Source organism: Cupriavidus sp. (assembly GCF_057315035.1).
Genome location: NZ_DBHKYV010000023.1, coordinates 20,064 through 44,778 on the forward strand (window position 1 = coordinate 20,064; position 24,715 = coordinate 44,778).

Annotated in this window: 23 protein-coding genes; 14 read left to right on the plus strand and 9 right to left on the minus strand. The window is 60.6% G+C overall.

Features of this window, described 5'->3' with window-relative positions:
* The first annotated feature begins 101 nt into the window (after nucleotides 1-101).
* Complete coding sequence (locus ACO550_RS24060; protein WP_485994987.1) at nucleotides 102-665, plus strand: transporter; 564 nt, start codon at nucleotides 102-104, stop codon at nucleotides 663-665.
* Here the strand turns inward: ACO550_RS24060 and ACO550_RS24065 are convergent.
* Nucleotides 601-1,023 carry a hypothetical protein gene (locus ACO550_RS24065; protein ID WP_315594661.1) on the minus strand — a complete coding sequence of 141 codons (423 nt, stop codon included), beginning with the start codon at nucleotides 1,021-1,023 and terminating at the stop codon, nucleotides 601-603. The two genes, ACO550_RS24060 and ACO550_RS24065, sit on opposite strands and share 65 nt — an antisense overlap.
* A gap of 651 nt (nucleotides 1,024-1,674) precedes the next feature.
* On the opposite strand from ACO550_RS24065, the gene ACO550_RS24070 reads away from it, so the two are divergent.
* Both ACO550_RS24070 and ACO550_RS24075 read left to right on the plus strand, forming a co-directional pair.
* A complete protein-coding gene (locus ACO550_RS24070; protein ID WP_485994988.1) occupies nucleotides 1,675-3,450 on the plus strand; it encodes a SulP family inorganic anion transporter in 1,776 nt (591 codons plus the stop codon).
* A 15-nt stretch (nucleotides 3,451-3,465) separates the two neighbouring features.
* On the plus strand, nucleotides 3,466-4,887 hold the full coding sequence (locus tag ACO550_RS24075) for a DUF2252 domain-containing protein (protein WP_315594659.1): 1,422 nt from the start codon (nucleotides 3,466-3,468) through the stop codon (nucleotides 4,885-4,887).
* Between the two features lie 218 nt (nucleotides 4,888-5,105).
* Here ACO550_RS24075 and ACO550_RS24080 read toward each other — a convergent pair whose 3' ends face one another.
* Entirely contained in the window at nucleotides 5,106-7,412 is a 2,307-nt protein-coding gene (locus tag ACO550_RS24080; protein WP_485994980.1) for a heavy metal translocating P-type ATPase, read from the minus strand.
* Between the two features lie 280 nt (nucleotides 7,413-7,692).
* Here ACO550_RS24080 and ACO550_RS24085 point away from each other — a divergent pair, with 280 nt between their 5' ends.
* Nucleotides 7,693-8,118 carry a universal stress protein gene (locus ACO550_RS24085; protein WP_315594658.1) on the plus strand — a complete coding sequence of 142 codons (426 nt, stop codon included), beginning with the start codon at nucleotides 7,693-7,695 and terminating at the stop codon, nucleotides 8,116-8,118.
* 68 nt (nucleotides 8,119-8,186) lie between these two features.
* Here ACO550_RS24085 and ACO550_RS24090 read toward each other — a convergent pair whose 3' ends face one another.
* Nucleotides 8,187-9,026, minus strand: a complete 840-nt coding sequence (locus ACO550_RS24090; RefSeq protein WP_315594657.1) for a universal stress protein — start codon at nucleotides 9,024-9,026, stop codon at nucleotides 8,187-8,189.
* A gap of 263 nt (nucleotides 9,027-9,289) precedes the next feature.
* Here ACO550_RS24090 and ACO550_RS24095 point away from each other — a divergent pair, with 263 nt between their 5' ends.
* Both ACO550_RS24095 and ACO550_RS24100 read left to right on the plus strand, forming a co-directional pair.
* On the plus strand, nucleotides 9,290-9,835 hold the full coding sequence (locus tag ACO550_RS24095) for an Hsp20 family protein (protein WP_315594656.1): 546 nt from the start codon (nucleotides 9,290-9,292) through the stop codon (nucleotides 9,833-9,835).
* A gap of 398 nt (nucleotides 9,836-10,233) precedes the next feature.
* Nucleotides 10,234-10,740 (plus strand): hypothetical protein, encoded by a 507-nt coding sequence (locus tag ACO550_RS24100; RefSeq protein ID WP_315594655.1) that lies wholly within the window; start codon nucleotides 10,234-10,236, stop codon nucleotides 10,738-10,740.
* A gap of 355 nt (nucleotides 10,741-11,095) precedes the next feature.
* On the opposite strand, the gene ACO550_RS24105 is transcribed toward ACO550_RS24100, so the two are convergent.
* Nucleotides 11,096-11,341 carry a hypothetical protein gene (locus ACO550_RS24105; protein ID WP_315594654.1) on the minus strand — a complete coding sequence of 82 codons (246 nt, stop codon included), beginning with the start codon at nucleotides 11,339-11,341 and terminating at the stop codon, nucleotides 11,096-11,098.
* Between the two features lie 64 nt (nucleotides 11,342-11,405).
* Nucleotides 11,406-11,780 carry a TraR/DksA C4-type zinc finger protein gene (locus ACO550_RS24110; RefSeq protein ID WP_315594653.1) on the minus strand — a complete coding sequence of 125 codons (375 nt, stop codon included), beginning with the start codon at nucleotides 11,778-11,780 and terminating at the stop codon, nucleotides 11,406-11,408.
* Nucleotides 11,781-12,243: 463 nt separating this feature from the next.
* On the opposite strand from ACO550_RS24110, the gene ACO550_RS24115 reads away from it, so the two are divergent.
* The 3 genes from ACO550_RS24115 (at nucleotide 12,244) to ACO550_RS24125 (ending at nucleotide 14,409) form a co-directional block, all read left to right on the plus strand.
* Nucleotides 12,244-13,767 (plus strand): bifunctional aminoglycoside phosphotransferase/ATP-binding protein, encoded by a 1,524-nt coding sequence (locus ACO550_RS24115; protein WP_315594652.1) that lies wholly within the window; start codon nucleotides 12,244-12,246, stop codon nucleotides 13,765-13,767.
* Between the two features lie 145 nt (nucleotides 13,768-13,912).
* Nucleotides 13,913-14,041 carry a hypothetical protein gene (locus ACO550_RS24120; protein WP_315594651.1) on the plus strand — a complete coding sequence of 43 codons (129 nt, stop codon included), beginning with the start codon at nucleotides 13,913-13,915 and terminating at the stop codon, nucleotides 14,039-14,041.
* Nucleotides 14,042-14,277: 236 nt separating this feature from the next.
* Complete coding sequence (locus ACO550_RS24125) at nucleotides 14,278-14,409, plus strand: universal stress protein (RefSeq protein ID WP_485994981.1); 132 nt, start codon at nucleotides 14,278-14,280, stop codon at nucleotides 14,407-14,409.
* A gap of 21 nt (nucleotides 14,410-14,430) precedes the next feature.
* On the opposite strand, the gene ACO550_RS24130 is transcribed toward ACO550_RS24125, so the two are convergent.
* Nucleotides 14,431-14,595, minus strand: coding sequence for a universal stress protein (locus ACO550_RS24130; RefSeq protein ID WP_315594649.1), 165 nt, complete (start codon nucleotides 14,593-14,595; stop codon nucleotides 14,431-14,433).
* Nucleotides 14,596-14,919: 324 nt separating this feature from the next.
* Here ACO550_RS24130 and ACO550_RS24135 point away from each other — a divergent pair, with 324 nt between their 5' ends.
* From ACO550_RS24135 to cax, 3 genes are all read left to right on the plus strand, one after another.
* Nucleotides 14,920-15,594 (plus strand): VIT1/CCC1 transporter family protein, encoded by a 675-nt coding sequence (locus tag ACO550_RS24135; protein WP_315594648.1) that lies wholly within the window; start codon nucleotides 14,920-14,922, stop codon nucleotides 15,592-15,594.
* Nucleotides 15,595-15,730: 136 nt separating this feature from the next.
* Complete coding sequence (locus ACO550_RS24140) at nucleotides 15,731-16,234, plus strand: hypothetical protein (RefSeq protein ID WP_315594647.1); 504 nt, start codon at nucleotides 15,731-15,733, stop codon at nucleotides 16,232-16,234.
* 574 nt (nucleotides 16,235-16,808) lie between these two features.
* Nucleotides 16,809-18,257 carry a calcium/proton exchanger gene (gene cax / locus ACO550_RS24145; protein ID WP_315594646.1) on the plus strand — a complete coding sequence of 483 codons (1,449 nt, stop codon included), beginning with the start codon at nucleotides 16,809-16,811 and terminating at the stop codon, nucleotides 18,255-18,257.
* Here cax and ACO550_RS24150 read toward each other — a convergent pair.
* Nucleotides 18,185-19,099: an ATP-dependent Clp protease proteolytic subunit gene (locus ACO550_RS24150; RefSeq protein WP_315594645.1), complete on the minus strand. Its 915-nt coding sequence runs from the start codon at nucleotides 19,097-19,099 to the stop codon at nucleotides 18,185-18,187. The two genes, cax and ACO550_RS24150, sit on opposite strands and share 73 nt — an antisense overlap.
* A gap of 41 nt (nucleotides 19,100-19,140) precedes the next feature.
* On the opposite strand from ACO550_RS24150, the gene ACO550_RS24155 reads away from it, so the two are divergent.
* Nucleotides 19,141-19,530, plus strand: coding sequence for a hypothetical protein (locus tag ACO550_RS24155; RefSeq protein ID WP_485994982.1), 390 nt, complete (start codon nucleotides 19,141-19,143; stop codon nucleotides 19,528-19,530).
* Nucleotides 19,531-20,212: 682 nt separating this feature from the next.
* Nucleotides 20,213-21,718: a DASS family sodium-coupled anion symporter gene (locus ACO550_RS24160; RefSeq protein ID WP_315594643.1), complete on the plus strand. Its 1,506-nt coding sequence runs from the start codon at nucleotides 20,213-20,215 to the stop codon at nucleotides 21,716-21,718.
* A 72-nt stretch (nucleotides 21,719-21,790) separates the two neighbouring features.
* Here ACO550_RS24160 and ACO550_RS24165 read toward each other — a convergent pair whose 3' ends face one another.
* Together ACO550_RS24165 and ACO550_RS24170 are read right to left on the minus strand one after the other, a co-directional pair.
* Nucleotides 21,791-23,032: a complex I 51 kDa subunit family protein gene (locus ACO550_RS24165; RefSeq protein WP_315594642.1), complete on the minus strand. Its 1,242-nt coding sequence runs from the start codon at nucleotides 23,030-23,032 to the stop codon at nucleotides 21,791-21,793.
* A 19-nt stretch (nucleotides 23,033-23,051) separates the two neighbouring features.
* Nucleotides 23,052-24,701, minus strand: coding sequence for an FAD-binding protein (locus ACO550_RS24170; RefSeq protein WP_315594641.1), 1,650 nt, complete (start codon nucleotides 24,699-24,701; stop codon nucleotides 23,052-23,054).
* Between the last annotated feature and the right edge of the window lie 14 nt (nucleotides 24,702-24,715).

Here is a 24,715-nt window from a genome sequence, read left to right on the forward strand (position 1 = left end):
CTGCACCGCATCCATTGGTGTTGTACTGCCCTATAGTCGCGCCAATGTTGCCGGAAATGTAGTTGACGCACCAAATTGCGTATATCGGTCCGGGCTCGGCGATGCCCCCCCTTCGCCTTGCCGTCAACATCCTGGGCGGGGCCGCGCGGTCGCCGGAGGAGTTTGCGAAGAGCCCGACAGGCACGACGCTCGGGACGAGCCTCAGCATCGTGACGCCGAGCGGACAATACCACCCAGACAGGCTCATCAGCATTGGCACTTACCGGTGGGCGCTCAAACCAGAAATCGGCATCTCGTGGCCCGTGGACAACTGGTTTGCGAAAAGCTCGCTCGGCGTCTGGTTCTTTACGCCCAATGACGACTTTCTCCGCGGCCGTGAGCGCAGCCAACCTCTTCCAGCCGTAGGCCAACTCCACTGCGGCTATCAGTGTCGACCAGGCTTTTGGATTGCCGGCGACATGGGGTTCTACAACGGAGGCAACACCGCGGTGGGTGGGGTCGCCAACGCAGATCGACGGTGCAACACCCAGTACGGGATGGCCCTGTCCGTCCCATTTGCATGGGACTGGTCGGCCAGGGTTAGCGCGTCTCGAGGATGGATCACACGTGCTGGCGGAGATCATAAGGCAGTGGGCCTGACGGTCCAATATCGTTGGATAGATTGATGCTCTCTTGCCCCGTGGCCGAGCTTGGTGATATGACCGAGTACGTCGCCGGTGTGCACTGCGACTCGTCAACAGTGGTCAGAACCCGCAACAGCAGCATGCTTCGCGGGGCAAGCACTACCTGATCAAATCGTGCCATGGTCTCTTCTAGCTTGGCTAGGTCGCCACCGCTTCGCGCGCAGGGCGCGCGTTTCATCAATGCGATCTCGGCCAGCAGCAACTTGCCTATGTCTCGTCCAAACTCTGGCCGCAGCAACCCTTCGGAAGTCAGGTCTAGCAATTGCGCAAGCAGCCCCGCCAAGCCTTCTGCGGCTGTTTCGCCAGTGGCTTCCCAGTGTAATTTTTGTCGACTCATCATCGGTTCTCCCGCTTCTCCCGTTGTACGGGGCAATTCATTTCCCTGGTCAGCCCAATTTCTGCGGAGCAAGCCGGGATCGCACTAGCAGTGCCCCAGCATCTGCCTGCAACGATGGCGTTTAGGGCCTGGCAGCAGGCGAGCCCCTTACCGTGTGCGAACGGCGTCATTGTTTCGACCTCCACATTGGAAAATGTCGCTGGCAACGATCAATAACGCTGCGAAACCGATTAAGGGTGCCGAGTTTCAACATGGTTGACCCCAGAACACCGCGCAGCACATATAACTGCGTCACGAGGAAGATGCATGGGGTGCCATCCAAACGGGCTGGCATGCTAAAGGTCCCCAAACCAGACGGCAGACCATTGCGCTCTCCTACCGTGTATCTCGCGGCCCCGGCGGATTTGCGCTAGATCACGACGTTTGCATTTGGAAATGCCAGCAAGCGTCGGCACAAGCAGGCGCTTGCCTCTCCGCCTCCCCGATCCTCGCCTGCTGCCAACGAAGGCCTATGCAGGCGGATATCTACGTTTACTGACTTGGATCAACGGCAGCGACCCAAGGTTGACTAATTTTCAAGAGCCGCTCGCTTTTGTACAAAACTGGGATGCGGCTGCGGCGATGGGCACTTCCTCGAACATCAAGGCGCAAATCATGCATAACACCTCCGTCCCGGACGAAATCACATGCACGGCCGCCGCCACAACGCCGCGGCACCGGTGGTTTCCGCCCGCGAATTGGCTAAGGGTCTACCAGCCACAGTGGCTAGCGCGCGACGCCGTAGCAGGCCTGACACTGGCGGCGTATGGCATTCCCGTGTCCCTCGCCTATGCGTCGCTCGCCGGGCTGCCGCCTCAATATGGCATCTACTGTTACCTCGCCGGAGGCTTGTTCTATGCATTGTTCGGATCGTCGCGGCAGCTCGCGATTGGGCCTACGTCAGCCATCTCAATGCTAGTCGGTGTCAGTATCGCAGCCATGGCCAATGGCGATCCGGGCCGATGGGCGTCTATTGCAGCGCTGACAGCGCTGTTGGTCGCCGCCATGTGTGTGGTAGCTTGGGCGTTTCGCCTGAGTTCCCTGGTGAACTTCATCAGTGAGACCATCCTGCTCGGTTTCAAGGCCGGCGCGGCGCTCACTATTGCCCTGACACAACTTCCCAAGCTGTTCGGCGTCAAGGGAGGCGGGGAGTTCTTCTTTGATCGTATCGTGGTCCTCGCACAACAAGTGCCGCAAACCAATCCGGCTGTCCTGGTTTTCGGGCTCGTCACCATTGCGGCGCTAGTGTTGGGAGAAAAGTACTTGCCGGGACGGCCGGTGGCCTTGGTTGTAGTCGTGACCTCCATCGTCCTGCTGTCTGTCACGCCGCTGAGCGATTTTGGCTTCAAGGTCGTTGGTGCCTTGCCGCAAGGTCTGCCGGCCCTGACACTCCCTACGATGCGCCCCCGCGATGTCGATGGCGTCATTCCGTTGGCGTTCGCCTGCCTGTTGCTGTCCTATGTCGAAAGTGTTTCGGCGGCCCGCGCCATTGCGCAATCTCACGGAGACGAGATCGATGCGCGTCAGGAATTGTTAGCGCTAGGTGCGGCGAATCTAGGCGCGGCGCTATTCCAGGGCTACCCCGTTGCCGGCGGACTGTCCCAATCGTCTGTCAACGACAAGGCGGGGGCACGTACGCCTCTCGCGCTGATCTTCGCTTCGGCCACGATCGCGTTGTGCTTGATGTTCCTGACCGGCTTGCTTGCGAATCTGCCAAGCGTGGTGCTGGCCGCCATCGTCCTGGTAGCGGTCAAAGGGCTGATCAACATCCGCGAACTCCGCCATGTGTGGCAGGTCAGCCGATTCGAGTTCGTCGTATCGATGGCGGCCTTTGCCGCAGTCCTGATGCTCGGCATCCTGAAAGGTGTGATCGTCGCAGTACTGGTTTCCATGCTGTTGATCATCCGCAGGGCTGCACACCCGCACGTCGCCTTTCTGGGAAGGATTCCCGGTACACAAATGTTCTCGGACATCGAGCGCCATCCAGACAATGAAAGCGTACCCCAGGTACTCATCTTCCGACCGGAGTCCTCTCTGCTCTACTTCAATGCCGAGCACGTACGTGCCACTGTCCGGCGACGGGTGGCCGCCAGCACGGAGCCGCCGATGCTGGTGATCTGCGACCTTTCCGTATGCCCCGTCCTGGACCTGGCCGCCGCCCGTATGCTCGCCACGCTAAACACGGAATTATGCGCTTCCGGCATCGATTTTCGGCTGGTGGCTGCGCATGCCAGCGCGCGGGACATGCTTCGCGCCGAAGGCATCGACGAGCAGGTGGGAGATTTCGGCCGGGGCACATCCGTCGCCGCCGCCGTCGAAGAATTTCGCATTGCAACGGATACGGTCACGCCCACCGAACGACGGCCCTCCGCCCCGACGGCAGCCCTCTGACAGAAGGAAGTCATCATGAACAAGCCTGAGAACGCCCACAACATGACGACGCGATCGTCCGGAGCCGGCAGTTACCTGACCGCCGACGAGCGTGCGGCCAACGGGCGGGCCATGCGTGACGCGGTACCTCGCAGCAAACAGTCGGGCTGGCGCCCTTCCGAATCTCGTCAGGATCCAGTCGATCTCCTGAAGGAGTCGAATACCGGGCGCATCCTGGATCTGGTGCCCATCCGCTTTGGGCGGATGGCAGCTTCGCCCTTTTCCTTCTACCGAGGCTCGGCCTCACTCATGGCAGCGGATCTGGCCACCACGCCTGCCAGCGGCATTCGCGTGCAGGCGTGCGGTGACGCCCATTTGATGAATTTTGGCGGATTCGCCACCCCTGAGCGCAATATCATCTTTGATATCAACGACCTGGATGAAACGCTGCCAGCCCCGTTCGAATGGGACCTCAAGCGCCTGGCGGCAAGCGTGGCGATTGCAGCCGAACATCTTGCATTGCCTAAGAGTGACGCCGCCCGGGTTGTGACGGATGCCGTACTGGAGTATCGCGAGCGCATGTTCAACTACGGCTGGATGCGCGCACTGGACGTCTGGTACGACCGGATTGATCTCCAAAAGTATGAAGACCGCAGTGGCGACCCCGAAATCGTCGCGGAGGCACGCAAGCGACTGGCCCAGCGCATCGAGTCCGAAAGACGTAGGTCGGTACCCGATCATCTGTATCCGAAGCTGGTGTCCGTGGAAGGGGAACGCCCCAGAATTAAGGACGAGCCCCCATTGATCTTCCATCCTGACAAGGACGTGGCGCCTGGCGTTACATCCGATTACGCCGACGCCATCGCTTGCTACCGGGAAAGTCTGGCCGAGCATACACGGGTCCTGTTCGACCGCTTTCACTTCTTCGACATGGCGATCAAGGTGGTGGGGGTGGGCAGCGTAGGCACAATGTGCGGAGTCGGGCTGTTCCTGGCGGCCGATGACGACCCGCTGTTCCTGCAGGTGAAAGAAGCCCGCGCGTCCGTTTTGGAGCCGTACGCGGGAAAGAGCCTTTACACGAACCATGGTCAGCGCGTGATCGCCGGCCAACGCCTGATGCAGACCGCGAGCGACGTGTTCCTGGGCTGGACCCATGGTCGCGGTGGTCGTCATTTCTATGTACGGCAACTCCGCGACATGAAGCTGTCTGCAGTCATCGAAGATTGGGACTGCGGCATGCTGCGGCAGTACTCCCGCATGTGCGCTCACGCGCTGGCCCGTGCGCATGCACGGTCAGGAGACGCCGCCGCCATCGCCGGCTACATGGGTTCGGGGCAGACCTTCGACGACGCAATCTGCGAGTTCGCGACGGAGTACTGCTCTCAGAACCGAAACGACTATCGCGCATTTGTCGCAGCTATTCGCGAAGGACGGATCGAGGCAATCATGGAGCAGTAGCCAACAGCGCAGGTCTACTATCTGCATCCGCATTCATCGCGCCATGACCGGAAGTGGATCGCGTCGCCACGTTGCGATTCGGAAAATCAAGGCGCCGCCACGGCCGAGCAATTGCTCGCCGGCGGCGCCGCCTGTGTGAATTTCCAGGCCATCTGTAAAGCGCCATGCAGCCTCACTTTTGCGGGCTGCGTCGTAACATCTATCGGCGCACGGCGGGTTCATGCCCGCTTTGCCTCCATTCTTTCGAGCGCGTGATAGAGCTCGTCCTCCTGCGCGCAATGCAGGCGGACGACAGCTTCAAGCGCATACAACGAACGCTGCAAATGCCGCACGGCCTCGCTGCTTGGGCCATCTGGCGGCACCGCGGCGATGGCCTTGTTCAGCCCCGACGTCATTCGAAATATCTCGCGGTGCATGCTGCTCATGGCTGCCATCGGATCCTCGCCGCCGAGCAACTGTGCGACGTCCGGATAGAGGTGAAGGTCGTCCTTGCGCTCGTGCGGCACCAGCACTTCGCACAACGATCGGTTCAGCGCCCGCAACTCGGAATGCGCCACTTCGCCGCTCAAGGTCGGCAAGGTATCGGCCACGACGCGAATTTTGTCCATGATTGGCTCCAACAACGCGTGCTCCGCCTTCAGGTGGTCCACCACATCGGGGGCCAAGGTCGCGTTTTGCTCCTGTCGCGGAGGTACGGCGGCGCGTAGCGCTATCAGGATGGCCAGTATATCAATCCCTTCCTGGAGAATTGCGCCTTCCAGCGGCGGCAGCATACCCAGGCCCGCCGCGAGCATTGCGCCCATGGAGAGCATCATGCCCAGTCCCGCGCTCTGCTTTGCAATTCGCAACGTGCGACGTGCGACCCGCACCCCATCGGCCAGACGATCCAGGCGGTCCACAAGCAGCACCACGTCCGCGACCTCCGAAGCCGACGCCGCGCCGCGCGCGCCCATGGCGACGCCAACATCCGCTGCGGCCAGGGCAGGCGCATCGTTGATCCCGTCGCCCACCATGATCACCATGCCGTCGTGCCTGGCGGCCTGAATCCGCTCAAGTTTCTGCGCGGGGGATTGCGCTGCATAGACTTCCTCGACGCCGAGCATTGCTCCTACGGCTTCCGCTAGGTCCTGCCGGTCTCCGGTCAGCATCGCCTGCCGCGCAAATCCCTCTCGTCTCAACAACCGCAATGCCCGAGGGGTCTCCGTCCGTAAGGTATCGGCCAACGCCAGGATGCCGACTAATCGACCGTCGACGGCCACGAACACTGCCGACATGCTACCCATACGGATACGCTGGTCGATCTCGCAGGCCCACGCCGGCAGACTGGCATCACCAACTACATAGGCACTGCCCCCAATCCTGACCGCATGGCCTTCGACAACCCCCTCGACGCCTGCACCGGCTTGCTCTTTTACGCCAGCCGGCGTGGCGAGAGTCATGCCTCGCTCGCGCGCGGTCGTTGTCAACGCATCGGAGATCACATGCGACGAGCCCTGCCCCAGCGAGGCGGCAAGCCCCAGCACTGTCTCGGGCGACTCGCCCGGCGCGCAAGCCATCTCCGCGAGCCGCGCAGCACCACGGGTAAGCGTGCCGGTCTTGTCAAAGAACAGGATACTCGCGCGTGCCAGGCGCTCCATTGCGCCACCGCCCTTCACAAGTACTCCGTGCCTTGCGCAACGCGACAGTCCGGACACCATGGCAACTGGTACGCCCAGGATCAGCGGACACGGGGTGGCCACTACCAACACGCCCAGCACGCGCAAAGGATCCTCGCTCCAAAGCCAACCGGCACCCGCGATGGCCAGCGCCACAACGATGAAACACAGGGCATAGCGATCAGCGAGGCGCGTCAGCGGGCTACGCTCGGCCTGTGCCGTCGCGACCATGCGCAGAATTCCGGCAAACGTACTGTCCGACGCCATGGCACCCGCAACCATCTCGAGCACGGACCCGACGTTCAGGGCGCCACTGGAAACCGCTTCCCCTGCAGCCCGCCTCTGGATGGCGGCTTCTCCCGTCAGCGCGGACTCATCAAGATCGCCCGCGCACGCCAGTACACCGTCGACCGGAAGCACCTCGCCATGCCGCACCAGCAGTCGGTCGCCTGCCCGAACCTCGTTCACGCCCACGGACGTCCAGCCGCCATTTTCGTGACGCAAGGCCTGCCGTGGAGCATGCCGCAGCAACGTTGTCATCTCGCGTTGCGCCCGGAACTGCGCGTAGTCCTCCAGCGCGCGCCCACTGCCTAGCATCAGCGAGATAACGGCCGCCACGAGGAACTCGCTAAAACCCAACGCCACGACCACCGAAGTCAGAGCCAGCAGATCTACGCCGGTTTCCTTGCGGAGGATAGCCCTGACGCTCGTGACGGCGAGTACGACGACGTTGGGTAACGTCCCCAGCAGCCAGATGCCGTCGGCGACGGTATCCCCGAGCCAGGCCCGCGCGACAAGTCCGCCCGCAAGCGTAACGGCTGAAAACACGGTTCCTACGCTATTGACCATCCTGGCAACCGACATCTTCATCGTGTCCCCGATGCATGACAGCCCCTCCGCCTTCCGACGCGCACGCCATGCCAGATCTCGCGCTAGCAACAACCGCGGAACGGTTTTCCCTCTCCAAGATAGATGGCAAGCACTGATGCGCCAACGATTATGTCTGCCACCAGCATCTTGGGATTCGCGCTACGAATCATTCGTATTTCATCTCGTGCATGCGATGGACTTGAGGCAGATCAACAGGGCTGGTCTTGGCATACGTAGTCTGGAATGGACCATGTCCTTAATTCGCAACGGAGGTCCTACCATGCGCAATGTTCTCCTCGCTACAGATGGCTCGCGTTTCTCGGATGCCGCCGCCCGTGTCATCGCCAGGCGCCAATTGCTGCGCGATGACTTTACAGTACATGTAGCCCACTGCATGCCCGATCTGTCCGGTGAAGTAAAGGCATTCATCAGCCACACCGACATCGAAGCCTGGCATCAGGACTCGTCCGGGCGTGCGATGCAGTCGGTGCTGGATATTCTGGCCGCCGCGCAGGTTCCAACCGTTCCGCACACGCTAGTGGGCTTCGCGCCCGAGAAGGTCTTGGCGCTCGCGACGACGATACAGGCTGAATGCATCCTCTTGGGTACCCACGGGCGCGGGGGATTTCTGGACAATGTCCTGGGCTCCGTGGCAACCCGCGTATTGGCGCACGCGCCCTGCCCCGTACTGCTGGTAAGAGATTGAATGCGCCGGCACATCCACGATATATGCGCCGCCAGCCTGCCGTCCGCGACGACCGCGCGTGTAGCGCGCTAGTGTGACAATAGGACCGGCGTCGTCATCTCGCTTAGCAGGGTCCGAGTAACACCCCCGAGCACGAGCTCACGCATTCTCGCGTGACCATACGCCCCCATTACGAGCAGATCCGCATCCGAATCCGCAAGCCGTGCCAGCAGCAGTTCGCCTGCCTCGACATCGTTGTCCAGCATCGACTCTGAAAGGGTCGCGTGAATGCCATGATCCTGCAGCCACGCGACGGCATACCGGCCTGGCGAGTTCCACGGATTTGACCAACGGTCAGGCGCCACGCATTGCACGACCTCCACAGACGTTGCGCGGGCCAGAATCGGTAATGCGTCCCGGATAGCACGTGCTGCCTCGCCGCTGCCGTTCCATGCCACTACCACCCGCTGCCCGACTCCGGGGAACGAACCCGTGTGCGGCACGACTAGGACAGGACGTCCGCAGTGCAAGATAATCTCGTCAACCAACTGGTTGTCGCTCGGCGCGAACCGCTCGGTGGGATCGGTCTGTCCCAGTACGGTCAAATCGGCGAGCCTAGACTCCAAAAGAACGGACGATAAGCTGCCCCAGTCAGATTCGCGCCATTCCGTCCGGATACCTACACCGGCTGTCGCACCTTCAAACGCCGCCCTGGCCGCCCTGCCCGCGTGATCGCGCAAGGTATTGAATGATGCGAGATAGCGATCGCCATCGACAAAGCCCCGGATGTCATTGGGATCGGGCCGGCCCGTGGCAAACAAACCGATGAGCCTTGCTCCGTGGGATAGTGCCAATTGGGTAGCCAGATGCACGCGCTGATGCAGATGTCGGCTGCCATCCAGATGTACGAGGATTGTGGCGTAGTCCATAGCGTAGCGCTCCCTCCAGGCACCAAGCCTGCTACAACGCACTGTATATGCTTGCTAACTTCGCCCCTTGCGGCACGTCAAAACATGGGGCGTTCGTACCATTACCTCCCAACCCGCGGGCATCCGCTCCGTGACCGCGCAGCCTCCCACGACGAGTGCCTGCGTCGAATTCCAAGGGGCTAGGCGTTGATCTCCATCAACGGAAGGCGGTTCAAATCACCTAGCATGACATCGCCTTTCCCATTCTTTCAGGAGACGATGAAATGGCCAAAACCGAAAGTAAATTGCCTGTCACGAAAGAACAACAGGAAATGATGCGGCCCTGGATGCCCCACGCGTGGCACCCGTTGGAAGGGCTGCGTCGCGAAGTTGATCGCCTGTTCCAGAGCTTTGATCGCGACTTCAAGATTTCCTCGTTCCCACGGATGACGCAGGACTTCTCGTCCGCTATGCCCGACATGGGATGGATGCTCGGGGCTGGTCCTGCCGTCGATTTCGCAGAAACCGACAAAGGCTATGAAATCACGATGGAATTGCCAGGCCTGGATGAGAAGAGCATCGAAGTGAAGCTGTCAAACGGCGGGCTCGTTGTCAAAGGCGAGAAACGCGTCGAGAAGGAAGAAAAAAACAAGGACTACTTCCTCCACGAGCGCCATTACGGCTCCTTCGAGCGCGCATTCCGCATGCCAGATGGCGTCGACGTCGAGAAAATTGATGCGGCGTTCAAGAACGGCATATTGACGGTCACCTTTCCGAAGATTGTCAAAGCTCAGAAGTTGGAGAAGAAGATCGAAATCAAGTCCATGTAATGGTGCTTGTCCGGACTGGGTGCGCCATCGGCCTGCGACGTTTTCCGCATGATCATCACGTGGGCGTCGCGGGCCCGGCTTGTAACTTCACTTCCTTTCATCGCGGAGCCATTCGATCTGAAACGGCCTGACGTGGCATGATTTGGGGCAGCCGATCGTCACCATGGCGGATGCACCTCTCGCTGCTTAAGGCCGACATGTCATCAGCCCGTACCAACCCCGGCACGAGCCCACTCGCCAAGATGCACAAGCCCTTGTGAGACCGCGCGACGCGTGCGTCCGCGATTGCGGCCAACTTTGCGCTGCGTCAAGCCACACCCGTTTCGCTCTTATAAGCTGGAAGTGACCGCAGTGGCGATCCGGAACCGTGCCAATGCGAAGAACGTGCAGAGGCCACCATGTCCGCGGCGTATCAAAACCTTCTGAACGCCTTACTGATGCTCTCGCTGGCCGCCATCAGTGCGGCGAGCCACGCCCAGCCGGCAGTGAAGCGCGACGACACGACGCCCGCCGCACAATCCGAGACCATTCCCTACGTGTCAGGTGGTGTCGGCGTCGATGATGTTGCGCGCATGCGCGAACTCGCACCACTCTTCAATGTCCGACTACGCTTCCAAGACAAGGCGACAGGCGCATCCTTGTCGGACGTCAAGGTGATCATTCTCAATGAAAACAAGGTCCGGCTGCTTCGTGTGATCACAGAAGGACCATTGCTGTATTTCAAGGTGCGTCCGGGCAGGTACTATCTGGCCGCCGTGTATGCAGATGAGGTCCACGAATCGACGCTGGTCATCGCCCAGAAGGTCCGAACCATGACGATCTCATTTCGTGTCAATGAAATGGAAGGAACCTGGAAATACTGCCTGGAACGTGAGGGCAGGTGTCATCGCCGCGAGCAGGAATAAACTTCCGGCCGATCGCCAGTGGCTTGTCCACCTTCGTGGCATCGCGCATGGCGGTAACGACGCCAGCTCACTCGTCATCTTGCCTTACCATGACCCATCGGCGCTAGCACGACGATGGCAGTCGGGCAGTCTCGCTCCGTACCCCGCCTAGCGCCAAGAACAACGCAACGGCGTCCGGCAATCGTTGGCTACGGGCCCGCAAATGCTCAATGTTGATTGCTGATATTCGGCATTCGCAGTTAGCACCCGAAGGTACACAGAAGTCCCAGCGCGATAGTTGGAGAGACGCTCGTTTATCAACGCTTGTGCGCCGCGCCGCGAACGGTGCTGCGCAGCCACGGCAAACGCGTCATGTTCAAGCCCTTCGCTGCGCATCCACAACCTGTGCGAAAGCGGTCAATAGGACCTGCTGATAGTTGGCTCCCGCAGCATCAAGCCTGGAAATTGCCGCCTCGCGTCGATAGTGCAAGACCCCGCCGTGGAAGCGCGGCGCCGCGATACTCGTGGCCGTGCCCGAATCGTCGGGTCCGGCACCGAGAATTGTGCTGGCATTGGCGGCGTCCAGAACGTGGCTCGCGGTAAAGCCAATGCTTGGCAGCATGACAACTGTCGCCACGCCCACGGCGCAAGACCGAGCTTTCCGATTAGTAAGCCGAGCGCGCCGGTCAAGACAGAGGAACGGCGCGGCGACGCTCATGGGTGCGCTGGCACTCGGCGCACCGCTTTGCTGTCGGATAGGCCGATAGCCGCGCGAAACTGATCGGCGCGTGACAATCGATGCATCTTCCATAGGCTCCAATGGCCATCCGTGCGCGGGCCGCGCCGATATCGGCAAGTTGCATGCGGTAATGCTCCAGCATTGCATCGGCCTCGCGCTGAGCGATCTCTCGTTCAGCGACATCGGTTTGGTCGCCTGGCTCGGGCGTTACAAGCGGCATCACCGAGGAAGCACCGCTTCCCACAACCGCGTGGATACGTCCATCTTCTTCGTCAAGCTGGACGATCAGCGCAGTCATCTGCTTTGAAGTTAACGCATGCATTGTCAAACTCCTTCTGCCCCGTGGCCCCTCGTACTTGAACGTCACCGAAACATCGTGGTGTGCTGTGACCGCGTGGCGCACATCATTGCCCCTAGCCACAGGCCATATCTCTGCGCCTCCGATGGAGCAACTATCCACCAATGCCAGAAGCGTATACAAGTCTGTTCAGCCTGGCTTGCAATAGATCGATGAACTACGAATAGGGCCATGCCACCCGCCCCGATCTTCGCCAACGTCCCGCTGGTCGCGCCGGCCGCTCGCATCCGCGGCCAATGCTGCCCCAATGATGTGGATTGATGCCCGTCAATTGACATTCCACCAGGTGAGCTATGTTTTACAAACATCGAAGCCACCTGAACGTAGACGTCGGTCCGCCGCTTGCTCGTCGCATCGATCGTCTTACTTCGGGCCGCGAAACCCTCGCATTGGTCGCACCATGATGCCCTTTACAGCCAACATAACCATGGATGACCCAGAATTGGTAGCGGCTTTATCGGATCCGCACGCCTATCCCCACGCAGCACTGGAGATTCAAATCGTCGAGACCCACATCTCGCACGTTTTCCTCGCAGGCGACTACGCGTACAAGGTACGCAAACCCGTAAAGTTCGACTACGTTGATTTCTCTACCCTTGCCTTGCGTCTGCAAGATTGCAAACAGGAACTTCGACTGAATCGGTGCTTTTCGCCCCAGTTGTATCGCGATATCGTTCCCATCGCACTGAGCCACACCGGAGGAGTCAGTGTAGGCGGTCAGGGTACGCCGATCGAATACGCCGTCAGAATGCGACGATTTCCGACCAATGCGATTTTGGCAGAGATGTTAGTGGGGCATCGTCTATTGCCGATGCATATCGATCTGCTCGCCAAGCGGGTTGCCGCACTGCATGAAACGGCACCGCGCGCGGACGACGCGTCCGCGTTCGGATCAACCTCCCGCATCCTTGCGACGTTGGACAGTACGGTGGCCGCGCTCAAAGCACTGTTGGCAGACGGCAGCACACTACACGGGGTGACGGAGCGACTCCGGGCGCGCTGCGAGTCACTGTCATCCACATTTCGGGCTAGGCAATCTTATGGCCATGTTCGCGAGTGTCATGGGGATCTGCACTTGGGGAACGTCGTCTGGCTCGACGGCGAGACAATGCCCTTCGATTGTCTGGAATTCGATCCCGCGCTACGTTGGATCGACACCATGAATGATGCCGCCTTCACCTTCATGGACCTTTTGCACCACGAACGAACGGATTTGGCATGGCGGTTTCTCGACCGCTACCTGGAGGCAAGCGGCGACTACCCCGGCCTAGTCGTCCTGCCTGCATACGCAGCACTTCGCGCGCTGATTCGCGCCCGAGTCGTGTGCGAGCATCGCCGGCAGGCCGTCAATCAGGGATTTTCCAGGGTAACGGATTTCGGCGCCGCCGAGCGCCTGATCGAGCTTGCCGCCCATCTGTTATCCCGTAACCGTGGCGACATGTATCTCATGCACGGCCTGTCTGGCAGCGGAAAATCGACGGTTGCCGAAACGATGGTTCAGTGCGAATCCATGATCCGAGTGAGATCGGATGTGGAACGAAAACGACTGCATCGTCGCGAGGCGCACTGCGACGAGTATAGTGCCGCCGAAACAGCCCGCACCTACTCCAGGCTGCTTGCCGCCTGTCGTATCGGCACGATGGCCGGTTATTCGATGATTGCAGACGCTACGTTCCTGTCGCGACATTGGCGCCTCCGTTTCTTCGCCCAGGCGCGCCGCCTGGGTGTGAACTGCTGGATTGTCCATTGCCAGGCACCGCTACAAACGTTGCGCAACCGCCTCGCCACACGTGCGGAAGCCGGAACGGACCCGTCGGAGGCCAACGCACTGGTATTGGAAGATCAACTCAGGAACCAAGACCCACTGTCAGTCGCAGAGCGCGCTTGCGTGATTCGTCGAGTTTCGAGTGCGCCCTATGAGGACGGACATCCGTCTGAGCCGGAACCATAGCACCGTGCGTTGGGTATTTTGTCATGCCGATGACGTCTTATATCCGCCATTGGTCATATCCGAGCCTCGGCATCTTGAACACCTGGCTGAGCCGCCATCGTTGCCCAGACTGCACTCCTATTTGGATTCGGCCAAGGAGTCATTCGTGCCACGCAAGATTCTCGTTGCCATCGACACCAGCCAATGTACCCTGCGCGCCCTGGAGCCATACGCGACTCCGGCCTACGACATGCCACGCTCCAAATTCTGCATGTTATCGATTACGGATTTCTGAAACAAAGAACAACCATTTTGATCTTTCTAAAGTCCGACGCGAGCCCGTCATGGTGGAAAATTCCCTGCTCGACCGTGCCGCCGAACGTGCACGATGCTGGAATTGAACATGCCCTGCAATTGATCGATGACTTGGCAACACGGGGAAACGTGTCCGGTCACGTTGTGCAGTAACGGAATTCAGCCGCCGAGCTTGTGAACACAGGTGCGCACGGGCACACCGAGTCGAAGCGCGTCGTGCTTGGAAGTGTTGCCGAAGAACTCCTCCGCCATTGTTCCGTTCCTGTACTTGTGGTGCGAAAAGATATGGACGCGCCCGGCGAGCAGCACGACGCCTTGCCGCCGCAACATGAAGTTGCACGCCAGTAGCGTGAAGGTGGATGGCGCAGTTTATGTCGTTTGCGATAACGTTGCGACAGCGCCGCCGCTTATCGAGCAGCTTCCGCGAACGCTCCTTCCGCTTGGTACCTCCCTGACTAAAAGAACAGGCACAGGACAGGTTCGCGCCAGCGATTCCGCCACACTGCCCAGAAAGACGCGCTTGAATCCGTTCACTCATCTGCCGAGCCGAGTTCGTTACCTTTGCGTCGCCCTGATCCTGACGCGAATGCAGACGAACGAGTCGAAGTACTGCCATTGTTGAGGCTGTCTACCCATGACTCACCCGCCATGCGGTCGCTCGCCGGCCAGGTCCCGACATTGCCCAAGTGGCCGCGAGCGCAAGCTACCACCCAAGCTCAGCCACGGAGTTAGCAATACGCCTCCTGTGCCTCCAGTGAGTTAGGCCATTGGTCCAATGGATGATCGGGGTGGAAGGGTCTACTTTCGAAAAGCACATCTTTGTGACGGCCATTCTCCAGGCAGGGAGGGAGAACTTGCATGTCGTCTATCAATTCGTCGCAGGAATCCGCTGAAGAGCGAGCCCCGGCTCTCGATGTCGTCGACCGCGTATCTGAAACGTGCTTCGGACTCTTCATGGCGCTGACATTCGTCGGCGCGGTTTCCTCCGCTACCGCCGGCCCGGATGCCGGTCGAACCATGTTAAGCACGGCCATTGGCTGCAACCTCGCCTGGGGACTGGTCGATGCCATTATGTACCTAGTGCGAACGCTGGCGGGACGCGGCATGCTGCAGAAAATCGTCGTCATTACCAGACACAACGACCCTGCATCCGGCATCGCTGCGATTCGAGAAGCATTGCCACCGGCCATGAACGCGCATGTCTCCGACGAGGATCTTGAGCCGTTGCGGCGGCGCTTCCTTAGTGGCGCTGCAGTACCCGCGCGTCCTAAGTTGCGCGGTGGCGACCTGCTGGCAGCGCTGCGGATTTTCTGCATCGTCGTTTTGTCTACCTTCCCCGTCGCACTACCCTTCGTCCTGTGGCATGACGTCAGAACTGCTCTCGTCGTATCCCGGGCTCTAACTCTGATCATGCTGTTCGCATGCGGCGCGGCATTGGGGCACTACGGTGGCGTCAGCCCGTGGCGCGCCGGCTTCGGCATGATGGCACTCGGTGTCGCCCTCACTGCGGCGGTCATCGCCTTGGGGGGATGACGTGCGCGCTTTTCCGGTCGCCGTTGCGTTCTGCCTGGCTTTCCACGGTGCACATGCTCAACAGGTTGTCGCGCCCCGGCCAGATGCCCCCGCGCCACCGCCAGCCTGGAGCTTCATAGCCACCGGTTTCTGGAACATGCCGCGACATGAGGGCAGCTACGGCTCGGGCATCTTCGCAGCCGATCGCGACTCGCTTCATCTCGAGGCACGCGTCAACTACGAAGCGATTCATGCCCAATCCGCTTTCGTCGGATGGTCGTTTTCCGGTGGCGAGACCATACAGTACAAAATCACACCCATCGTCGGCTTTGTCGCAGGCAGCGCGCACGGCCCCATCGTCGGCACAGAAGCGAGCCTGGCGATCAGCAAGTTCGACTACTACATCGAAGCCGAGTATCTGCCCGGCACAGGCTCCACCACGCCGTACACCTATGCCTGGAGCGAACTTGGATATCGCCCGTTGCCATGGCTGCGCTTGGGCTTAGTTGCACAGCGCACGCGGATATATGGCGGCGATCGTGAATTCCAGCGTGGCGGTTTGCTGCAACTCACGTTCGGCAAGGTCACAGGCAGTATCTACTGGTTCAATCCGGCATCCCAGGACCAGGTGGTCATCGCTGCCGTGAGCTTGACGTTCTAGCGGCAAGATTGGCTACGCAAGCGTAGCCGGACTGTAATGAGATTGTGAGAGCAACGGCATGAGAACTGACGAACTAGGCTACGTGGTCGAACAAATCGCTGCAGACTTGGGATTTTCTCCGGAGTTTGTCGGAGAAACCTACCTCGCCGCGCTTGCCGAACTAAGTAGGATGCCCGCGTCCACGCATACCTTCCGTTGTTCGCTGCGAAGCGCACCATCGCTCGGCTTAAACATGCCAGTGCCGAGTACGCGACTCAAAGCCACTCTTTTCATCCGAGCGCTATCCTGGCCACGGTCCGTTCCGACAGTCAGGTAGCGTTCACGCTGGAAACGCAGGCCCCCTCCTCTAAGCAACTCAGCGCGGCCCTCGACGATGGCCGTGCTGGCTTTGAAGGCTCCAGGCGTAGCTGGGAAGGTCCGCGCGAGCAGTCTCATCCACTCGACCACAGACCGCTAGTGTTTCAGAATTGCTCAGCTTCTTGGCAGTCCAATTGTGAAAAGTGTGTAAGCACGGATCATGATTCTGTCTTGACGGCGTGGGGTGCGGACATCCAAGGCGCAAGCAATCGCTAGCATGCGGCTGATATACCTACTGATCTTCTTCCCAATTGCCATCGCGGCCGAACTGTTCGCGCCGCACCAGCATCTACCCATCTTCGTCGCATCAGCCGTGGCTATCCTGCCTCTGGCGCAACAGATGGGCCACGCCACGGAGTCGCTGGCCGAGCGCCTTGGCGAATCCGTGGGTGGGCTGCTCAACGCGACGTTCGGCAACGCGGCCGAGTTGATCATCGCATTGGTGGCGTTGCGCGCCGGGCTTCATGAAGTGGTCGAGGCGTCGATAGTCGGCTCCATCGTTGGAAACCTGCTATTGGTATTCGGCGCGGCGATGCTCGCCGGCGGCTCACGCTACCACGAGCAGCACTTTAATCCGCGCGGCGCACGCTCACAGGCCACCATGCTGATTCTGTCGGCGATCGCCCTGATCTTGCCTGCGGCATTCGAGACTGTCAGCGGTGCGTCCGCCACGCTGAACTGGCTCAGCGTGTACCTCTCCATCGCACTGCTGCTGGTTTACGCACTTTACCTAGTTTTCTCGCTGGTCACGCACCCAAAACTATTCCTCGGTGTAGACGCGGCCGACACCAGCCCCGCGCCCGAGACGCTGACTCGTGTCCCTGTTTCCCGCGCAATGCTGATCCTGGTTCTAGCCACCGCCGGAACTGCCTGGATGAGCGAAATTCTTGTGGGATCGATCACACCCATGATGACGCAGTACGGACTCAGCAATATCTTCGTCGGCGCGTTTTTGGTGGCCATCCTAGGCAATGCCGCCGAGCATGCCACGGCCATTACCGCGGCCATGAACAACCGCATGGACCTGTCCTTTTCGATCGCCGTGGGATCCAGCGTACAGGTGGCGCTGTTCGTTGCCCCGGTGCTGGTTCTGGCCAGCCTGTTCATCGGACCCGTTCCGATGGACCTGGCTTTTCGGCCCGCTTTGGTGCTAGTCGTGATCCTGTCGGTAGTCGTCACCGCGCAGATGGCCAGCGACGGCTACGCCGACTGGTTCAAGGGCATGCAACTTTTGGTCGTGTACTTCACCTTGGCGCTTACGTTCTTTTTTTTTCGGAATAAGTGCTCCGATGGTCAAGATATCCACTTCGTCGATTTGCGCAGGCTGCATGTAGCAATCGGCATGGTCGCGGCAGGCGCCGGAGCTAAGGAACAGATTGAAGCCGTCCGGATCGAGGTGCCCGTCCTATGCCGCCTTGCCACGATGGCAATGGATTCGGACAGGCTTTTCGCCCTCCTGCAGGGGCTTCCGGCGCGACGAGAGGAGCCCGCTGTCTCGCATGATTCCTGTCAAGGGAGGAAACCGCGCAGCGCCGGTCGGAGAAGGTGGCAGTTCGATATCGCACAGCGACAGCAAGTTCGGCGCACCATGTGCTACCGAAGCCGTTGCAGCTCGTCGATGCGAAGACGGTATGCGCGCATCAGGCATGCCTTGTCTGCGCATTGATTACGTGAATGTCTGAGCCAGTCGCGCTGCCCGTCCCGAAATCGCGCCTTGTTGGCGCTTCCCTTCAGCATTTTCCCGTAAAGACTGACGAGCTCTCGGTCAACGCTTGCCAGTTCCGCATCACCACAGACTAGCTGCAAAGGCATGGTGGTCAGCTTGCTACAGTCCAGGCTGCGCATCAGGGCGTCGCGGGTCTGCGGAACATTCTCTAACTTGCCCGGCCTGCACAGTCCCTGCAGCGATCGGCAAGCGACGCCACGTCCGACCCACGCCATGTCTCGCGCACCGTGATCGGCGATGAAGCGATTGATGGCGGCATGACTGACACCCCGCTGCATCGCGTTTGCCGCAACGATCTCGTTGCACAGCGAATCACTCACGTACGAGTTTGCAATCCGCTTGTAGCAGCTATGGAATCCCAGTTGTCCCGATCCGAGAATACTGCGGCGCTCACCAGATGCAAACATAATCGACGCGCACGCCGACGCGCATCGAGCGTTGTCGGGAACGACGGTATAGACACGAATCTTGTCCATGACATCCACGATCCTGAAGGCAGCTTCAACGTTGCCACCGGGACTGTTCAGGATCAGGGTTACGAGTCCCTCCTCATCGCGATCCGCGAGGCGCGCGACCGTGCGAAGTTTGTCGGCGTCGCCTTCATCGATCCGGCCGTCCGCAATGATCATTCGCTGGTCAAGTTGGGGCTGTTGATAAAAGCGAAATTCCATGCCCGACGCTTCGACCGGAATCGCCAGGACCTGGAGACAAAGCCAGGGCAGTAGAGGCGCAACGTAGCGCAGCGCCACTTCATCGCGTGGCAGGCAGGCAATCACTCGCATAACAATCAGGTGCCTCGCGGCGCACGGCGTATTCGCATAGCGTGAAAGGAACTTTATGGGAACAACTACCAGGGCTGCTGCTGCTTGCCTTTGATATTACCTGCGACGCCACCGGCGACAGCACCTATTGCGGCGCCGGTCCAACCGCTACCTCCGGCAATTGCGGCAATCCCTGCACCCGCCGCCGCGCCAAGCGCAGCACCAGATGCCGTGCCTTGCTGCTGCGCCGTCATGTTTGTACAGCCCACCATACCAACTACAGCAAGCGTTGTGCCAATCTTTCGGAGTTGCCTCATAGCATCGTCCTATTTATTCCCGGAAAGTCCCGGGAGAATCATTTCGAACCAGATGGTTTCAATGACTGGACGCTGCAACTGATCGGGGTGTGCGGCATACCAGCGATCCAGCCCTTGGCGAACCGAATCTATTGAGTGTCCCTTAAGACCCTTCGAAAACCTCGGCACGATGCTTGATGAGTCGGATGGCGCATGACCAGCGTGGTAGGCCTCCTCAACTTGGACGAGATTAGCAATGCCTACGAGGTAGGCCTTTTTCATCTGGTCTGACGAGTCAGTCCAGTGCTTGTCAGTTACGAGTGGAATCTCATCCGCACGGGCAAGGTTGGTTCCCACTGTCAGGATCATCCATGCCAAAACCGTCATTGCGAGCAAATGCAGTCTGGTCGCTCTCATCCTATCGCCTTTGTTCACTCACACGGCTTCACACGCCATGCACGACACAACGATTCCTACAGAGGACCAATGAAATCATGAAAATTAATCTTATACATTTTTAGGTACTGCGGCGGCAGTGCATAGCCAGTTGTCTGCGCACACCGTTACCTGATATGTCTATAGGAATTCTGAGCAGTTGTGTTGCAGTCGTGCTGAGAATGCCCCATGCATGCCCTTTAGGCCAATTGAGCGGCACGTTGCCGAGAACTACTCTGATTCTAGTGTTCACGTCATCATTGACCAGTGTTTCCGTTGCTTTGATTGTTATGTCGAACTCTCATCTCGTCGGCATCTAATGGATTCGCTCGTCCCGTTCGATAAGAGCCATGAGAATCCCGGACCTAAACATGCGAGTGTTGCGAATTGAGGGATCCTCGGCATGTTCACAAAACTGAAAGCGGCATTCCGCTACTTCAATAGCGTGGTCCCATTCCAATTGGGCCCCGCCCTTATCACGACAGTCGTGCTGGTCACCCTGTTGTTGTTGCCGGTACCAGAGGGGCTCGCGCCGAAGGCGTGGGGCCTCGTTGCAATTTTTCTGACAACGATCGTTGCGATTATTCTTAAGGTCATGCCAATCGGGGTCATGGCGATGATGGCCATCGTGGTCCTGTCGCTATCGCAGGTGACCTCGACTTCGTCCAAGGGAGCGATCGCCGATGCACTGACGGCCTTCGATAGTCCGCTAATCTGGCTGATCGTCGTCGCCATCCTGATCTCCCGCGGCGTGAAGAAGACCGGCCTGGGCACCCGTGTCGGCCTGATGTTCATCTCCCTGATGGGGAAACGAACAATAGGCATCGGCTATGGTCTGGCCACCTGCGAACTGGTGCTGGCACCGTTTACACCGAGCAATACCGCGCGCGGTGGCGGCATCGTGCATCCGATCATGAAATCGATCGCCAACGCCTTCGACTCGGACCCGGCCAAGGGCACTGAGGGCAAGGTCGGCACCTACCTGGCGTTGGTCAACTACCACGCCAACCCGATCTCCTCGGCGATGTTCGTGACCGCCACCGCCCCGAACCCGCTGGTGGTGGACTATATCGCCAAGGCGACCAATCAGAATCTGCATCTGAGCTGGGTGAGCTGGGCGCTTTGCATGTTGGTGCCCGGCCTGCTGTGCATGCTGGTAATGCCGGTGGTGATCTATGTATTGTCGCCACCGCAGCTCAAGGCCACACCCAATGCAGTGGAATATGCGCATGCCGAGTTAGCGAAGATGGGGCCGGTATCGCCGAAGGAAAGGGTCATGATTTTCACCTTCGTGCTGTTGCTGCTGCTGTGGGCCAACGTTCCGGCGATGGTGTTCGGTCCGTCGCTCACGCTGGACCCGACGGTGGTCGCCTTCGTCGGCCTGTTCGTGCTGATCATTACCGGCACCATCGACTGGGACGATGTACTGTCCGAGAAGAGCGCCTGGGACACGCTGATTTGGTTTGGTGCGCTGATCATGCTGGCCGAGCAACTGAACAAGCAAGGTGTGATCGCGTGGTTTTCGAAGGGCATGAGCGACGCAATCGTGGCCAGCGGCATTGGTTGGGGCGGTACGGCCGCGATCCTGGTGGCGGCCTTCGTTTTCTCGCACTACCTGTTCGCCAGTACGACGGCGCACATCAGTGCGATGATGCTTGCCTTCCTGACGGTCGGAGTCCATCTGATACCGCCAGCTTATGTGGTGCCATTCATGCTGTTGATGGCTGCCGGCTCGGCGATCATGATGACGCTGACCCACTATGCGACAGGCACCTCGCCGATCATCTTCGGCAGCGGCTTTGTCACGATGGGAACCTGGTGGCGCGTCGGTTCTGTGATGTGCGTGGTGGAGCTGCTGCTCTTCACCGTGGTCGGGAGCGTCTGGTGGAAGGTGCTTGGCTACTGGTGACCCCGCTGCCGGACGACGCCCGATGAACCGTTTGACGCCACCCACGCAACGACGGGCGTTCCCCGCCTGGGTCTACACCAGCAAAAGCGCCTCGTATTCTTCCCGGAACTGATGGAGGGAACTGTCCACCACCGTCACGGCGCCGTCAATCAGGCCGCAGCGCCCGCTGCCGGGGAGGATGCGGCACAGATTTTCCAACGCGTCCAGGTCCGCGCGCACGCCACGGCCGGTATCAATCCGATTGAGTAGCCGCATCAACTGGAACGTCCCACCCTTACATGGCGGGCATTGGCCGCACGAGCCCTGGGCAAAGAAGCTGACGTACTCGGCAACCTTGCGGACGATGCTGGTTCCTTCGGACACCACGATCATGGCGCCGGTCCCCAGACGGGAGCGCCTCTGCCGCACGGAGTCGAAGTCCAGCGCCACGTCGAGATCGCGCTTGGTCAGCAGGGTATTGGAGGGTCCCCCCGTAAAGACTGCCTTGAACGCCTTGTCCTGGAGCATCCCGCCGCCATGCACGAACACCAACGTTTCCAGGCTCGTGCCCATTGGCAGCTCATAGAGGCCAGGGCGCAAGACATCGCCCGAGAGTGAATACAACTTGGTTCCCGCCGCATTGCCAATGCCGAGACTGCGATACCACAGTGCACCGTTGCGCAAGATGCCCGGCACATGGGCCAGCGTCTCGGTGTTGCTCACAACGGTCGGCGCGCCATGCACCCCGTGCGCGGCCGGAAAAGGCGGCTTGCGGCGTGGAAACGGGAAGCCCCCCTCGACGCTCGCGATGACCGCGGTTTCCTCGCCGCCGATATACAAGCCCGAGCTCGGTACCACGCTGAGCGATACCGGTCCGCCCACCAGCCGGCAAAGCTCGGCGAACTGCGCGTGCGCCTGCCACTGCTGCACCGCCGCGCGCGTACTCGCCAGCGACAGCGGCTGATGAGGATTGACGTACAGCACGACATGGTTGGCGCCGGTGGCGGCCGCGGCGATCAGCGCGCCCTCGATGACCTGGTGCGGCGTGTGCTCCAGCAGAAAGCGGTCCTTGAACGTTCCCGGCTCGTCTTCGTTGCCATTGCAGATGATGTACTTGTCGCCATCCGCCTCGGCCACTGGGGCCCATTTTCGATGCGTTGCAAAGCCGGCGCCGCCCATCCCGCGCAGGTCCGCCTGCTCGATCTCGGCGATGACTGCGGCCGGCTCTCGCAGCGCCTTGGCCAGCCCTTCTCCGCCGCCGTGTGCCAGCCAGGCATCCAGATCCGCGCCAACCCGGACATCCTCATGAAGGAGAACCTGATTCAGGTGTTCCATCGCGCGCTCCCTGGATCGCTCACCGGGTGCCACCGACCGCCCGGCCTCGTGCGCCGGCGTGCAATCCCGCTTCGACGCGCAGATCGAAATGCGCGTAGTCAGGAAAGAGCTGCGGTGCCTGGACATGCAGGGGTAGCCCGGCAAGGGTCAATTCCCGCTGCCAGGCGTGCACATGGCCGATTCCAGCGCGTGTGGCCATCGCGCTGCGGCCCGTTTCCGCCGCGCTGGCTCCAGCACGCCGGCCCATGCTCAGGATATCGAGCAACGCGTTACCCATCAGCCGGTTGCGTCCATGAATGCCACCCGTGACCTCGCCAACGCAGTACAGCCCTGGCACGCCGGTCGCGCCCTCCCTGTCGATGGCCACGCCACCATTCTGGTAGTGCAGGGTCGGGTAGACGAGGAAGGGCTCCCGGGATGCATCCTGGCCGCACTTTTCAGCGAGATGGCGTAGCGTCACGAGCCGCTTTTCCAGAATGCCGGGGTTTTCCAATTCCAGCGTCGGCGTGTCGAGGAAGACTCCGACCTGGCCGCCCCGCTCGATGCCGCGCCCCTGCGCGCATTCGCGCAGGATCGCCGAGGCCACGATGTCCCGCGGTTTGAGTTCATCGACGAAACGCTCGCCCTCGCCGTTGATCAGCCTGGCCCCGGCCGAGCGGGCAGCTTCCGAGATCAGGCCGCCAGCCAGGTGCGGCGGGTAGGCGATGCCGGTGGGATGGTACTGGAACGAGTCCAGTTCGCGCAGGCGCGCCCCGATCCGATAGGCGAGCACCAGGCCGTCAGCGGTGGCGCCGTAGTGGTTGGACGTCGGAAAGGCATTCAGGTGCAGGCGCCCCGCCCCGCCGGTGGCGAGAATCACGGCGCGCGCGCGCACCAGCACAAAAGTCCGCCATTCGAGGTTGTAGATCACGGCCCCCGCGCAGCGCCCGCGTTCGTCGGACAGGAGCTCGACCGCGGGACAGCGGTTCCACACTGCAACGCCGGGTTCCAGGTCCACCGCCTCGCGCAGCACACGCATCATTTCGAGTCCGGTGTAGTCCCGGTAGGAGAGAATGCGTGCGGCCGATGCCCCGCCTGGCTTCTTGCGGAGAAGATTGCCGCCGAAGGGCCGGTCTTCCTCCTGGTCGAACATCATGCCCAGCCGGATCAGCCACCGGATGACGTCGGGTCCATCCATCACCATCTGCGCGACGAGCGCGGGTTCACCGCAGAAATGCCCGGCGCGCAAGGTGTCCTCAAAATGCAATTGGGGACTGTCATCCTCGCCTATGGCCGCCTGGATACCGCCTTCGGCCATGACCGTGTTGCTGTCGCCAAGGCGCAGCTTGGTGGCGAGAATCACCTGCGCGCCACGCGCGGCCGCGGTGAGCGCCGCCGCGCAGCCACCACCGCCTCCGCCGATGATCAGCACATCGGTGGAGACGAGCTGTGCCCCGGCAATGTCCACGTCGTCGATCAGCGCGTTAGCCTGCAGATAGCGGGCTAGATCCGGCTGACAGGGCTCGCCACGGTTCACGCCGACAGCCAGTGCAACGCGTGCGTTGGGGCCGTGGTCCGGGTGATAGCCCTTGAGAAGCGCCTCGGTGGAGACGTCATCGCTGCGCACCGCCGGCGCCATACCGGGACGGAAGCGCCTGCGCGCGACGTCATAAGGGATGTCAGCCAGCATGATCGTCGGTCCCC